The 13,273-nt window shown below is 54.7% G+C and carries 16 protein-coding genes and 1 tRNA gene; 9 read left to right on the top strand and 8 right to left on the bottom strand.

Annotated elements, in window-relative coordinates:
• Window positions 1–11 precede the first annotated feature (11 nt).
• Entirely contained in the window at window positions 12–434 is a 423-nt protein-coding gene (locus CS910_RS04765; protein WP_099209968.1) for a metal-dependent transcriptional regulator, read from the bottom strand.
• An 89-nt stretch (window positions 435–523) separates the two neighbouring features.
• On the opposite strand from CS910_RS04765, the gene dph5 reads away from it, so the two are divergent.
• Window positions 524–1,318 (top strand): diphthine synthase, encoded by a 795-nt coding sequence (gene dph5 / locus CS910_RS04770; RefSeq protein ID WP_099209969.1) that lies wholly within the window; start codon window positions 524–526, stop codon window positions 1,316–1,318.
• A 40-nt stretch (window positions 1,319–1,358) separates the two neighbouring features.
• A tRNA-Val gene (locus CS910_RS04775) sits at window positions 1,359–1,436 on the top strand.
• A gap of 525 nt (window positions 1,437–1,961) precedes the next feature.
• On the opposite strand, the gene CS910_RS04780 is transcribed toward CS910_RS04775, so the two are convergent.
• The 3 genes from CS910_RS04780 to gcvPA all read right to left on the bottom strand — a co-directional run bounded on the left by CS910_RS04780 (window position 1,962) and on the right by gcvPA (window position 5,200).
• Window positions 1,962–2,255 carry a hypothetical protein gene (locus tag CS910_RS04780; protein WP_099209970.1) on the bottom strand — a complete coding sequence of 98 codons (294 nt, stop codon included), beginning with the start codon at window positions 2,253–2,255 and terminating at the stop codon, window positions 1,962–1,964.
• 89 nt (window positions 2,256–2,344) lie between these two features.
• Window positions 2,345–3,853: an aminomethyl-transferring glycine dehydrogenase subunit GcvPB gene (gene gcvPB / locus CS910_RS04785; RefSeq protein WP_099209971.1), complete on the bottom strand. Its 1,509-nt coding sequence runs from the start codon at window positions 3,851–3,853 to the stop codon at window positions 2,345–2,347.
• On the bottom strand, window positions 3,854–5,200 hold the full coding sequence (gcvPA, locus tag CS910_RS04790) for an aminomethyl-transferring glycine dehydrogenase subunit GcvPA (RefSeq protein WP_099209972.1): 1,347 nt from the start codon (window positions 5,198–5,200) through the stop codon (window positions 3,854–3,856). It abuts the gene before it with no gap.
• A gap of 136 nt (window positions 5,201–5,336) precedes the next feature.
• Between gcvPA and CS910_RS04795 the strand changes: the two genes are divergently transcribed.
• On the top strand, window positions 5,337–6,020 hold the full coding sequence (locus tag CS910_RS04795) for an HAD family hydrolase (protein ID WP_099209973.1): 684 nt from the start codon (window positions 5,337–5,339) through the stop codon (window positions 6,018–6,020).
• 36 nt (window positions 6,021–6,056) lie between these two features.
• On the top strand, window positions 6,057–6,638 hold the full coding sequence (locus CS910_RS04800; protein ID WP_145955360.1) for a hypothetical protein: 582 nt from the start codon (window positions 6,057–6,059) through the stop codon (window positions 6,636–6,638).
• Here the strand turns inward: CS910_RS04800 and CS910_RS04805 are convergent.
• Entirely contained in the window at window positions 6,625–6,903 is a 279-nt protein-coding gene (locus CS910_RS04805; protein ID WP_099209975.1) for a hypothetical protein, read from the bottom strand. The two genes, CS910_RS04800 and CS910_RS04805, sit on opposite strands and share 14 nt — an antisense overlap.
• Window positions 6,904–6,994: 91 nt before the next feature.
• On the opposite strand from CS910_RS04805, the gene CS910_RS04810 reads away from it, so the two are divergent.
• The 5 genes from CS910_RS04810 to CS910_RS04830 are packed head-to-tail and all read left to right on the top strand — an operon-like array spanning window position 6,995 to window position 10,033.
• Window positions 6,995–7,672: a metallophosphoesterase gene (locus CS910_RS04810; protein WP_099209976.1), complete on the top strand. Its 678-nt coding sequence runs from the start codon at window positions 6,995–6,997 to the stop codon at window positions 7,670–7,672.
• A 45-nt stretch (window positions 7,673–7,717) separates the two neighbouring features.
• Entirely contained in the window at window positions 7,718–8,422 is a 705-nt protein-coding gene (locus tag CS910_RS04815) for a PrsW family intramembrane metalloprotease (protein ID WP_099209977.1), read from the top strand.
• The gene (locus tag CS910_RS04820) at window positions 8,413–8,628 is read left to right on the top strand and encodes a hypothetical protein (RefSeq protein WP_099209978.1); all 216 of its coding nucleotides are present in this window, start codon (window positions 8,413–8,415) and stop codon (window positions 8,626–8,628) included. The genes CS910_RS04815 and CS910_RS04820 overlap by 10 nt, the downstream gene beginning before the upstream one ends.
• A 56-nt stretch (window positions 8,629–8,684) precedes the next feature.
• Entirely contained in the window at window positions 8,685–9,323 is a 639-nt protein-coding gene (locus CS910_RS04825; protein WP_099209979.1) for a hypothetical protein, read from the top strand.
• A gap of 50 nt (window positions 9,324–9,373) precedes the next feature.
• Window positions 9,374–10,033: a hypothetical protein gene (locus tag CS910_RS04830; RefSeq protein WP_145955361.1), complete on the top strand. Its 660-nt coding sequence runs from the start codon at window positions 9,374–9,376 to the stop codon at window positions 10,031–10,033.
• Here CS910_RS04830 and CS910_RS04835 read toward each other — a convergent pair.
• Genes CS910_RS04835 through CS910_RS04845 form a run of 3 tightly spaced genes read right to left on the bottom strand, consistent with a single transcriptional unit; the run spans window position 10,030 to window position 13,114 of the window.
• Entirely contained in the window at window positions 10,030–10,374 is a 345-nt protein-coding gene (locus CS910_RS04835) for a DUF1667 domain-containing protein (protein WP_042688756.1), read from the bottom strand. The two genes, CS910_RS04830 and CS910_RS04835, sit on opposite strands and share 4 nt — an antisense overlap.
• Window positions 10,371–11,627, bottom strand: coding sequence for an NAD(P)/FAD-dependent oxidoreductase (locus CS910_RS04840; RefSeq protein WP_099209981.1), 1,257 nt, complete (start codon window positions 11,625–11,627; stop codon window positions 10,371–10,373). Before CS910_RS04840 ends, CS910_RS04835 begins: the two co-directional genes overlap by 4 nt.
• Entirely contained in the window at window positions 11,627–13,114 is a 1,488-nt protein-coding gene (locus CS910_RS04845) for an NAD(P)/FAD-dependent oxidoreductase (RefSeq protein WP_099209982.1), read from the bottom strand. Before CS910_RS04845 ends, CS910_RS04840 begins: the two co-directional genes overlap by 1 nt.
• Between the last annotated feature and the right edge of the window lie 159 nt (window positions 13,115–13,273).

Here is a 13,273-nt window from a genome sequence, read left to right on the forward strand (position 1 = left end):
GAAAGAAGAGTTCACTCCTCCAACTTTTCTTTTAAAAACTGCTTGAGGACGTACGGGCACTGCTCCTGAATGAACTTCGCAAACTCCTTCATTCTCTTGACGGTTACCTCGCTGACGTAGTGCTCGAACTGGCAGGCGTCGTGCTCCGCTATCTCTGGCGGGATTCCGAGAATGTCAACGAAGAACTTCGTGAGGAAGACGTGCTTTGAGTAAGTTTCCTCGGCTATCCTCCTACCCTCATCGGTCAGGAGAATCCTGTCGTACTTCTCGTACTCGACGAGACCCTTCTCGGCGAGCTTTTTGAGGGCATCAACGACGCTCGGAGGTTTGACGTTCATTATCTTGGCTATGTCCTTAACCCTGATTACACCCTTGTTCTTGTGGAGAATGTACATAGCCTCTAGGTACTCCTCCTCCCTCTTGCTGACCTGCACGGCCCTCACCGGGTTAGGTTCGCCAAAAACCTTTAAGTAGTTTTCCCAAAACTTAAAAGTTTTAGGTCAATCCGTTAGCGGTGGTGAGAATGGCGCTCTACTTTATAGGCCTTGGACTCTACGATGAGAAGGACATAACGCTCAAGGGCCTCGAAACAGCCAGAAAGTGCGATAAGGTCTTTGCGGAGTTCTACACATCGCTCCTCGCGGGAACGACGATAGACAAAGTGGAAGAGCTCATAGGTAAGCCGATAGTCAGGCTGAGCAGGGAGGACGTGGAGCTGAACTTCGAGAAAATCGTCCTTCCGGAGGCGAAGGAGAAGGACGTCGCGTTTCTTACCGCGGGAGACCCGATGGTGGCGACGACGCACTCTGACCTGAGAATCCGGGCGAAGAAAGCCGGCGTTGAGAGCTACGTGATTCACGCCCCGAGCATCTACTCCGCGGTGGCCGTAACCGGACTCCAGATTTACAAGTTCGGAAAGAGCGCCACCGTTGCCTATCCTGAGAAGAACTGGTTCCCGACGAGCCACTACGACGTAATCAGGGAAAACCGGGAGCGCGGTCTGCACACGCTCCTCTTCCTCGACATAAAGGCCGAGCGGAATCGCTATATGACGGCGAACGAGGCGATGGAGATACTCTTACAGGTGGAGGAGATGAAGAAAGAAGGAGTCTTCACACCCGAAACCCTCGTCGTGGTTCTGGCAAGGGCCGGCTCGCTGAACCCGACGATAAGGGCCGGCTACGTTAAGAACATGATTAACGAGGACTTTGGAAGGCAACCCCACGTCCTAATCGTGCCCGGAAGGCTTCACATCGTTGAGGCTGAGTACTTGGTCGAGTTCGCGGGTGCGCCCGAGGATATTTTGAAAGAAACCTAGCGAAAACTTTATATTTTTGCCCATCTCCCATACTTCGGGCGGGCCCGTGGTCTAGTCTGGTTATGACGCCGCCCTCACGAGGCGGAGGTCCGGGGTTCGAAGCCCCGCGGGCCCACCAGTACAGCCCTTTCTGACGAAAGCGCTGGCGGAAGAGTGGGTGCATCTTCTGAAGTGTTCATTTTGAGTGGGTTTTATCTACTTGCTTCTTTGGATGTTACTTCTTTAAACGGTGTCCTCCGGACGCTAATAACAAATTGGAACTGCTTGAAAAGCCTTGTTTTGGTTTTAAATCCTGTCTAAACTTGCACTCGGCCAGTGCACGATTGACTTCTTGCTCATTGGATAGAAGGGTGCTCTTTTCGCCAGCCTTTCTTAAAGGCTGTTGCAAATAACCAGGTTTCATTAAAGTTTGTAGCTCCGTTTATATTTGGAGATTTTCTCTTTGATTGACGACTATGTTTCTAAGAGCTTTTATCCAATTGCCCGTTCTCGTGGGATTTAACTTTAGACTTGACACCTTGTCAGTGTTTGTAGTGATTTTAGAAGAAGAGCACGCCCCCAATAAGTCGTTCAGGCGTGTCCTTGCTGCGAGTGTAACTGTTGTGAAGTAAACTTTGGGTGGAATTTCAGCGTTGTACGACCTTCAGCTAGTCGTGAAGACTGTCCAGCTCTGGTAGTCCGCCTCGAGGAGAACCTCAATGACGTCTTCCTCTCCGTAGCGTATCTCCCTTACGGTTATCTCCTTCTTCACGCGCCCCTTCACTACGGCCTTGTGGACCTCTTTTGGGAGCTCTTCCGTGACCGGGATTATTCCGTCCTTCACGTATATTCCGGTTAGCTTGCCCCTCTGAAGCAGAAAGCCCCTCACTGGGACCACGTATTCATCAAACCCCACATCATATCTGGTGGTTTCAAGGCGTCCAACCCCAACTGTCATATGAATCACCCATGTGTAAGTTTTCTATTACATATTTTCCCTTTAACTTTAAAAACCTTTCTGGGCAAAAATGGGTAGAAAAGGGCAGTTCAGTAATCCACCTGGCCCTTCTCCTTCAGCTCAAGGTACATCCTCCAGCTGAGAACTGGCTTCTTGGCAGCCAAGACGTCATCAACGCGCCTCACGGCGGTGTTGTGGGGAGCGCCCTTGACGACCTCCGGGTTGCTGTAGGCCTCCTCGCTTATCCTCTTCAGGGCCTCGACGTAGGCATCGAGCTCCTCCCTGCTGACCGTCTCGGTCGGCTCAATCATAAGCGCCTCGTGCACAATCAGCGGGAAGTAGACGGTAGGCGCGTGCAGTCCAAAGTCGAGCAACCTCTTCGCCACGTCCATCGCGGTAACACCGGTTTCCTTCTTCATAGGTTCGGCTGAAAAGACGGTCTCGTGTTTCCTCAGTGTCTTGCCGGGCAACTCGTAGCCCCTTGTTCCCAAAAGCTTCCTTGTCAGGTAGTTGGCGTTGAGAACGGCCATCTCGCTTGCGTTCTTCAGCCCGTCCCTGCCCATGACCTTGAGGTAAACCAGGGCCCTCACCATGACCGCGAAGTTGCCGTAGAGCTCCTTCACCTTCCCTATGCTCTTGGGCACGTTGTAGTCGAGGTAGTAGCGGTCGTTCTCCTCGTCGTAGCTCACCAGTGGAACGGGTAGGTAGTCCTTGAGGAAGTCTTTAACTCCAACTGGTCCGCTTCCAGGCCCCCCTCCGCCGTGCGGTGTTGAGAACGTCTTGTGCAGGTTGAGGTGAACGACGTCGAAGCCCATGTCGCCTGGTCTAACCTTTCCGAGGACGGCGTTTAAGTTGGCACCATCGTAGTAGAGCAGGCCACCGGCTTTGTGGACTATCTTCGCTATCTCGAGTATCTCGTCCTCGAAGATGCCGAGGGTGTTGGGGTTGGTAAGCATTAATCCCGCTGTCCTTTCGCCCACGGCGTTCTCAAGGGCCTCCAAGTCCATCGTCCCCTCTTCCGTTGAGGGAATCTCGATGACCTTGAAGCCGGCCATCGCCGCACTGGCCGGATTCGTTCCGTGGGCGGAATCGGCCACCAGCATCTCGTCCCTCTGGGGTTCGCCGTTGTCTAAGTGATAGGCACGGATTATGGAAACGCCGGTGAATTCACCGTTCGCCCCCGCGGCGGGCTGTAGAGTAAAGCGGTCCATGCCGGTTATCTCTTTGAGCCACTGCTCCAGCTCCCACATTATCCTAAGCGCGCCCTGGACGGTTCTCTCGTCCTGATACGGGTGGACGTAGGCAACCCCGGGGTGACCGGCTATCTCCTCGTTTATCTTGGGGTTGTACTTCATGGTGCATGAGCCGAGGGGATAGATGCCGGAATCGACGCCGTAGTTCATCTCGCTCAAACGCGTGTAGTGCTTCACTATCTCCGGCTCGCTCAGCTCGGGAAGGTTGAGAGTGCTCTTCCTTTTGAGCTTCTCCGGGATTTTAACCTCCAAATCCTCAATCGGCTTCGGCAACGTATAGCCGACCCTCCCCTCTCTCGAAAGCTCGAAGATGAGGGGTTCGTCCCACTTAGCCTGGCGGAACATTCAGGCCACCTCCTTGAGGGCCTCGATTAGGGCATCTACCCATTCCTTTCTCGTCGTTTCAGTTGCCGAGAAGAGCGCGGTTTCGCCAAGCTCGGGGAAGTGCTCCCCGATGTAGTAGCCGCCGTGTATTCCCCTCGCGAGAAGGGCCTCGTGTATCTCGCTGTACGGCCTTTCGAAGCGAGCCGGCACGTCCTTGAAGTAGATGCCCTCAAAGGGAATCTCGGCAACCTCGCTCAGCCTCCTCTTTAAGTAGGCGGTGTTCTTGAGTATGACCTCGCCGAGCTCCTTCAGGCCCTTCGGTCCGAGGCTGGCCAGGTGTATGGCGGAAGCAACGGCAACGAGTGCTTCATTGGAGCAGATGTTCGACGTAGCTTTAGCGCGTCTGATGTGCTGTTCCCTCGTCTGGAGCGTCATGACGAAAGCCCTCTTTCCATCAGCATCTTTCGTCATTCCGATTATCCTGCCCGGCATCTGGCGGATTATCTTCTTGTCGTCCCTCACCGCGAAAATCCCGGCCCTCGGCCCGCCGAAGTTCATGGGATTGCCGAGGTATGAAGCCTCGCCGACCGCTATATCAGCTCCAAGCTCGCCCGGCGCCTCAAAGATTCCGAGCATCGTGGGGTCAGCCCCAACGACGAAGTAGGCTCCGGCTTCCTTGGCTATCTCGCCTATCTCCCTCACGTTCTCCTCAACGAGACCGAAGAAGTTGGCCATCTCGACGTAAACACCAGCCGAATTTTCAACGGCCTCCTTTAGCTTCTCGATGTCGAGCTTACCGCTCTCGTCCCAGGGAACCTCGACTATCTCAAGGTTCGCACCGCGCGTGTAGGTCTCGATGACGGCCTTCTTCTCCGGGCTTATCGCCTTCGGAATCACGAAGCGCTTCCTCTTGCCCCTGTGGAGTCTGACGGTCATCAAAGCGGCTTCCGCTATGGCAGTTCCCCAGTCGTACATCGAGGAGTTGACGACCGGCAGGCCGTAGAGCTCGGCCATCATACTCTGGTACTCAAAGAGAGCCTGGAGCATCCCCTGGCTTATCTCGGGCTGGTAGGGGGTGTAAGCGGTGAGGAACTCGCTCCTCTCGATGAGGTACTTAACATGAGCCGGGACGTAGTGGAAGTAAGTTCCAGCTCCGAGGAAGCTCGGCATCTCGAGGACGGTTTTGTTCTTTGAGAGGACCTCGTTGAGCTCAAGGAAGACCTCGTACTCGCTCTTTCCCTCCGGGAGGTTGAACTCCTTCACCATTCCCTCGGGGACGTCCGAGAAGAGCTCTTCGATTGAGCTGAAGCCGATTTCCTTCAGCATTTCATCCTTCTGGGCGAGGTTGGGAAGGTAGTGCTTTCCCATGGCAACCACCTCGAAAGGTTAAGACGGTCGTTTGAAGTACTCCCCTGAGATTATATGCCTTGTGCTCCCATACATTAGTACAGCCATGTACATCGAAAGCCTTAAAGCCGGTCCGAGAACTTCGTGGGGGAGGGGTATGATAATCGGCTTCGACTTCGACGGAACGCTCGTGGACAGCTACTCCTGCATAGAGGAGGCCTTCAAAAGAGCCCTTGAGAAGCGCTACCGCTGGCTCCCGGGGAAGGCGCTGTGGGCGAAGCTGTTGACCAAAATCGAGCTCCAGTTCGAGAGGCCGAGCCTTGGGGGTCATAAAAAGACCCACAAACCGCCGTTCTTCCTCCGGACGAAGTTCTTCGAGACGTGGTTCATCGAGAGGGCGAAGCTTAGTCGGCCCATAGACGACGCCCCTGAGCTACTTAAAAAGCTCAAGGAAGAGGACCACACGGTCATCTCCTTCTCGGCAGAGGACTTCATAGACGGCATGAAGGTCAAACGGCTGAAGATGGCCGGCATCTACGACCTCTTCGACGACGTTATCGTCTTTGGTAGGAAGATGACGCTCGACGAGGCCTTTCAGCTCGTTCGGGAGAAATACGGGAACGAGACCTTCATCTGGGTGGACGACAAGCCCTGGCGCTTCATCGGCAGGGGCGACGAGAACACGGAGTTCGTGTGGTACTACTTTCCGTTTACCGCCAGATTCATCGAGAAAAATCGAGAAAAACTGGCCTTGATTCCGCACCTTCACGTCATAAGGGACCTTTGGAGCCTGCTCGATGTGATTGAGAACGTCAAAAAGGGAAAACATCCAGAACGATAAAATATTTTTAGGATGTCCTCCAACTACCTTTGGAGGATGCCCATGAAGAGCCCCTTCAAGAGCAGGGTCACGATTGTGTCCCTCGTGGCGTTTATCGTTATCATAGCCCTCTCCATCGGTCCTTGGTGGAAGGACCTCATGGGGGGCATACAGCCAACTCCCCCCAACGTGAGTGCCGTTTACCTTGGAACTTCCCCACCGAATGGAAGCTGGCAGTTCATCGTTGATGACAGGCTCATCGGAGACTGCTCCGTTGCGTACGTTTACAACTTCACCCCCACAGGCGTTTTAACGATTTATGAGATAGATTCCGGCACGCTCAAAGCCCTTGGTCTCGGAGGGAACTCGAGCAACTGCACGGGAGGTCTAACCTACGGTTATCTCGCCGTTAACTTCACTCAGAAGCTTGATACGCTCTCAATAGTCGTTTGGACGAGCAGGAGCTCCTCAAACGGCAACGAGGTGTACTTTCAGGAAATAGGAAGCTGGAAGTTCGTGAACGGCTCCTACATCGGCTACATAGCGCCTCCGATGGACAAGAACTACATGCTCCTGAACCTTGGGGCGGTGAAAATGATGATAAACCAGACTGGAATTCATTACATCAATCGCCGCTGAGGTACTCCAGGGTATCCTCCACAAACTCGTCCCAGTCCTCGTCGCTTACCTCTTCGATTTTGATGCTGAATTCTCGCCCAAGGTTCCATCTGACCGCTATTTTCCCTTTATCGGCTTCCGCAATGACGAGCCCGAAGGGGACATCACCCATCCAGTGGTGCTTTGAGAACTCAACGCCGAAGCCCCTTTTCTTGAGTTCTTCGAGGATTAATTCGTAGGTCTTCGCGGGTCCATAGGGGCTCCTTGCAAACCCAATGTAGGCCATTTTTACTCACCATTGCCACCTTAGTGAACGGACTTAAAACCTTTTCGGTTCTCCTAACAAAGTTTAAAAGCCTTCAAACGAACCAAGAACCATGAAACCAGAGCCCCTTACGGAGAAGGCCCTGCTCCTTGGGAGGAACCTCATCATAGCTGACCTGCACCTCGGCTACGAGATAGCGATGGCCAGGGAGGGGTTCTACCTCCCCAGGGTTTTCCACGAAATTGTAGGGGATTTAAAAGGCCTGATAGAGCGCGAAAGGCCGAAGAGGCTAATCATAAACGGTGACCTGAAGCACTCCTTCATCCCGGAGTGGCGTGAGAGGGCGGAGCTCAGGGCGTTTTTCGAGGAGATAGGGCCGCTCGTTGATGAGGTCGTTCTCGTCAGGGGAAACCACGACGTTGGGACGCTCTGGCTGAGGGAGCTCGGCGTTGAGGTCGTTGATGAACTTGAACTCGGAAGGTGGAAGCTCGTTCACGGTCACAAGGTCGTTGAAGGCGAGCGCTTCATAATCGGCCACGAGCACCCGGCGATAAGGCTCAGGGATGAGGTTGGGGCCATCGTTAAGGTTCCGGCCTTTCTCCTCGGTGAGAGACTCCTCGTCCTGCCCGCGTTCAGTCCCTGGGCCTACGGCAACGACGTTCTCAGGGAGATTGTATCCCCGTTCCTCCGGTTTTACCCCGAGGACTTTCGCGTTCTGGTCCCCGTTGGGGACGAACTCCTCGACTTCGGCAGACTGTCTTGGCTTCGGGAGGCCCTCTCGCAGCTGTGACGAAAAGTTTAAACCCCCTGGCGGTTACCTTTATGGGTGATAGCGATGAACGTGCTGACGGCGCTCTTGTTCTTTGCCTACGCTCCGGCACTCGCGATACTGTGGTACTTCTATCACAAGGATAAGTACGAGCCAGAACCGAAGCGCTACGTCATAGCTACGTTCCTTTTAGGTGCAACGCTCTCAGTGGGCATAGCGTACGTTCTCGAGAGCATCCTTACAATAGGCGGCATGATTAAGCCCCTTCTACCAACGACGGCCTTCTACGTTGCCCTCGTTGCAGGTTTCGTCGAGGAGCCGGCCAAGGCCCTCGCGGTCAGGTTCCCCTACAAGGCCGGTCAGATGGACGGCATAATGGACGGCCTCGTCTACGGAGTCGCCGCCGGTCTCGGCTTTGCCGCCACAGAGAACTTCCTCTACGGCCTCGGCTGGGGCGTCGCGGTAACGCTGACGAGGGCTTTCCTGACGCCCTTCGCTCACGGCACCTGGACGGCCATAATCGGCGTTGGCTACGGTCTGAAGGCTGAGGGCAAAGTTTACTCCCTCGCCCCATTCTACGCCCTCGCGATATTCCTCCACTTTACATGGGACTACTTTGCCTTCCTGAGCGCGACCGTCCCCGCTTACAACATAATGCTGATACTACTTCTCCTCGTAAACCTCTCCATCCTTCGCTACTTCCTCATCCTGGGGGAGGAAGAGGACAGGCAAAGGTTCTGGTACTACCTCACCAGGAGGGGATGGCGGTGAACGCGGAACGGCTTGAACGGGCCCTTTTTGAAGCCCGTCCTTACGTGGAGTACTGGGAGAGGCTGGAGAATCTCGTCAGGGAGCTCTGGAACGAGGCAACCGATGAGAAGAACTTTCTCCAGCTTTTAAACGAGGAGTTCCAGCGCGCCGAGGAGCCCTTTAGAACGGACTTGAAGATTTTCCTCCAGAAGTTCGAGTCCCTTTGAATTTTATTTTGGGGCAAAGTTTTTATGATGTTGTGGTAATACATATTGGGGGAACCATGAAGCGGTACGTAGGTGAAGTTGTAGTGCTCATCCTTCTCGTTTCGGTTCTGGTCTTCTGGGTTAGCAACGCCGGTGGGAACGGTTCCGCTCCGACGGTGGGAAGCGTCCTGAGCCACATTGGGAACACGACGTCCTTCTGCTGGAGGGCCGAGCTTTCGGGGAGCACTAACACCACGATTCTTGCGTGCATCAACTACGATAACAAGACCGCTGTGTGGAGGAGCAGGGGGAGAAACGGCGTCTACGTTCTCTCTGCAGTCCCGGGAGGCAAGTTCTACGAAATAAACTGGGACCTCGCCACGAGAAGCCACGGTGTTGAGTGGAACGTCATGAACTTCATTGCCTGGCTGTTCAGAAATGGAAACGTCAGCGGTCCTGTTCGCGCGGCAAAGGGGGAGTACGAGTTCAACGTTACCTACTCGTGGACCGAGAGCTACGCCATTGGGACGATTGAGAACGGCACTCCCGTTGAGACCAAAAACCTAATCAGGGCAATCGTTAGGGTAGACCGGGACGGCAACCCGCTTGGTGGTACCTTCACGTGGGTCCGGTACGTTATATACCTCAACGAAAACAGAACCCTTCGTGAGGAGACCAAGGGAAGTTTTGAAGTGCTCGGTCCCTGGGTAGCTTAAAGGGTTGAACCACGAAGGTTTTTATTGGAATAACCGATGAAATCAGGGGGATGCGGGTGAAAGGAAGGGTTGTAATCGTTGCCATTATCGTAGTACTCCTGGTCGCGATTGGGGCTTACGTTTACCATGGGAAGGGCAGTGGTTCCACGGGGGTTCCCTACAAGGCGTTCATACTCTCAAACCTCGGCTCGCTGAACTGCTACTCGTACACCGAGAACGCAACTGTGGTTAGGGACGGCAAGACGCTTCACATCTCAATGAAGGGTGGCTACTTTAACGGCACGTACTACTTCCACGGAAAGCGCTCCGGCCTCGAGTGGTACATCGTGCTCAAGAACACGACCGCTAAGGAAATCGTCATAATGAACGGTACAAAGAAGAAGTTCACCGCGACGTTAACGCTCGACGAGACCGCCAGAACCGAGGCCTACGACCCAGTCAAGGTCGCGCTCCAGGCCATTGGCGCGGGTACCGAAATCAAAAGGGGCTCAGGTAGCGTCACCTACAGGTTCCTCATCACGGTTTCTCCAAGCAATGACCTCAAAATGAACGGAACAATTACGGTTAAGCTCAAAGACAAGGTCCCAACGGGCTTCGTAATTGACGCCGACCTGCTCCTGGGCGGTAAGAAGGTTGAGCACCGCAGTATAACGGCAGTTTTAAGCAGGAGTTGCTCCCTTCCAAAGTGGGTAAAAGAGCTGGAGGGCTAAGCCCCCCTCGTCGCCACTATTTTTATTCCTTCCCACTCCGCAACCGTTTCTCCGACCTTCACCGGTGCTTTGAGCCTGAGCTTCGCCAGAAACTTCATGAGCTCCGGTATCTTCTCCTTCGGCACCGGCTCGGCCGTCTTGACGCTCACCGTGGGCAGGGCTCCCCCTTCAACGGGCACGACGCTCATCACGACCCTCTTTGGGTTCGTGACCTCCTGAATAGCCCACTCCTCACCGCGCGGGCAGGTGCATCCCCTGACCTCTTTGACCTTTCCGTCCTCCACCTCAACCTCGATTGAACATCCAAGGGGGCAGACAATGCATGTGAAGCGGTATATCATGCCTTCACCACCTCCACGGTGAGCTTCTCGGCCTTCCTGATTTCCCCTGCCTTCAGTTTTATCCTCAGCATCTCGGCAGGCTTGACCACCGGGAGCTTCATTCTCTTACTTATCTCCGGAATTCTGAGCTCAACGTCCTCCATCGGCTTAGACACGCGCAGGTATAGGTAGACGTCCCGCTCGCCGCTGAGGTAGTGCGGGACCAGCAGACGGACGTTTTCGCCCTTCTCCACCTTAACCCACTTCCTGCTCTCGATTCCCCCGTTCTCGATGAACTCCTTAGCCCCTTCCGCGGCTAACTCACCCTGCTCCGCGACGTAGTCAACGAGGTCGTTTATCAGAAGCGAGTTCCCGGCAACGAATATTCCCGGGACACTGGTTTCCAGCCTGTCGTTCACGACTGGTCCGCCCGTCGCCGGGTCAATCTCAACGCCTATGGCCTTCAATTTTTTAACGCTCGGAACGAGGCCGGCCGATATTATCAACGTATCCGCCTCAATCCAGAACTCGCTTCCAGGGATTTCGTTGAGGTTTTCGTCGACCCTGACGACCTTTACCCGCTCGACGCGACCCTTTCCGCGGACTTCCACGACTTTGTGACTGAGGTAGAGGGGTATGTCAAAGTCCCTGAGAATCATCACGTTTCTCGCCAGTCCCCCGGGATAGGGCATCAGCTCGACGACTGCCTTGACCTTCGCGCCTTCAAGGGCAAAGCGACGCGCCATTATCAAGCCAACGTCGCCGGAACCCACGATGACTATCTCCTTACCGGGCATTATCCCGTAGATGTCCATCAGCGTTTGGGCCTCTCCTGCCGTGTAGATTCCAGAAACCCTGTCGCCGACGATTCCAATCTCGAAGGCGTGCCTCTCCCTCGCTCCCGCGGCGTAGATTACCGCCTTTGCCCATGCCTGATAAGCCCCGCTCGGCGAGGTGAAGATTACGACCTTCTCGAGGTCGGAGTAGTTTTTAATCTCAAGAACCCTCGCGGCCGTTCTGTACTCCACCCCAAGCTCGACCAGCCTCTTCGCAAGCCTTGCCGCAAACTCGGGCCCGGTCAGCTCTTCTCTGTAATAGTGCAGGCCGAAGCCGGGGTGAATGCACTGGGGCAAAATACCTCCGAGGTAGTCGTTCTCGTCGAGGAGCAAAACCTTCAGTCCGAGTTCTTTGGCCCTAATAGCGGCCGCCATTCCCGCAGGACCGCCACCGACCACAACGACGTCGTAGCTCAGCATCGGAATCCTCGGGAACATCAGGCATCCCCCCTGAGGAGAACCTTGACGTCTCCTATTCCAATCTCGCTTCCCTTACCCTTCAGCGTGACCTTCCAGGGCTCTATTCCGTATTCCTTAGCAAGAAGCTGGAGGATCTTCGGCCTGCAGAAGCTTCCCTGGCAGGTTCCGGTTGTGGCTTTGGTTCTGAACTTGACGGAATCAACGCTCGGCGTTTTAACACCTATGAACTTCATCCTCTCTATGGCCTCAAGGATGTCGCCCTCGCTGACGGAGTTGCAGCGGCACACTATCTTTCCGTAGGCGGGGTTCTTCTTCACGGCTTCGTTCACCTGCTCGGGCGTCATCATGAAGAAGTGGCTGATTTCCTTCCTGTAGGGGTTCCACTTCTCCTTTTCCTTCAGCTCGATTCCAAGGTCGCGCTCGATTATACCCGCTACCTCGTAGGCTATCGCGGGGGCGCTCGTCAGGCCGGGTGAGCGTATTCCAGCGACGTTGATGAAGCCCCAGACTTCTTCTTCTGCCTTGATTATGAAGTCTCCTCCCGTCGGCTCGGGCCTTAGACCGGCGAAGGTTCTGATTACCTTGCTCCTTGGAGGCAGTTGTGGCCATAGCTTCTTGGCCCCTTCCCAGACCTGCTCAAGGCCCTCCCTCGTGGTGGCGAGGTTTTCTTTCTCCTCTGGCGGTAAATCCTGGGCGTTCGGCCCTATCATCAGATGGCCGGAAATCTCGGTGGTTACAACTATTCCCTTGCTTATCGGCGTCGGCGTCGGGAAGAGGACGCGCTTCGGCCCGGGAACGTCGTCGTCAAAAATCCAGTACTCACCTTTCCTCGGGTGGATTTCGAAGTAGTCTATGCCTGCCATTCTCGCTATTTTGTCCGCGTAAAGACCCGCTGCATTGATAACGATGTCCGCCTCGATGAAGCCGTCCTTTGTCTCAACACCCTTAACCTCACCGTTCTCGACCTTTATCCCCGTAACTTCCGTCTCGAGGTGCGTCTTCACACCGTTCGCAACGGCGTTCTCGGTTATCGCGATAACGGCCGGAATCGGTCCAATCTGGCCCACTATTGGAACCCACAGCGCTCCAATCGCTTCCCTCGTGAGGTTGGGCTCAAGGTGGAAGAGCTCTTCCTTATCAACGAGCCTCATCTCGGGAACGCCGTTCTTCCTTCCGCGCTCCAAGAGTCTCTCGAGCTCGTCAAAGTCCTCCTCCTTCGTTGCGACTATCAATGCCCCGTTCCAGACGTGCGGAATCTCAAGCTCCTTGACCCACTGGTGCCAGAGGCGGTTTCCCCTTATGCACAGCCTGGCCCTCGTTGGGTACTTCTCGGGGTCGTCGTCGTAGCCACCGTGAATCAGAGCCGTGTTGGCCTTGCTCACCCCCCAGCCAACATCAGGAGCTTTTTCTATCAGGTGGACTTCGAGGTTCTCGTACCTGCTGAGAACCCTCGCTATGCTCGCCCCGCTAATTCCTGCCCCTATTATGGCCACCTTCGTCTTCATAACCTTCACCTCGATTTAATTAACTTGAGAAAGGGTTTTGGAGGTTTTAAAGCTTTCCTTAACCTTTAGTTTGGCGAAAAGGCGAGGAAAGAACTCTTTGGGGCATTAGAAAAAAGGACAGGGCAGGACAGGGTTTGAATGGACGGAGATGTTCATTTA

The organism is Thermococcus henrietii (genome assembly GCF_900198835.1).
Lineage (GTDB): Archaea > Methanobacteriota_B > Thermococci > Thermococcales > Thermococcaceae > Thermococcus > Thermococcus henrietii.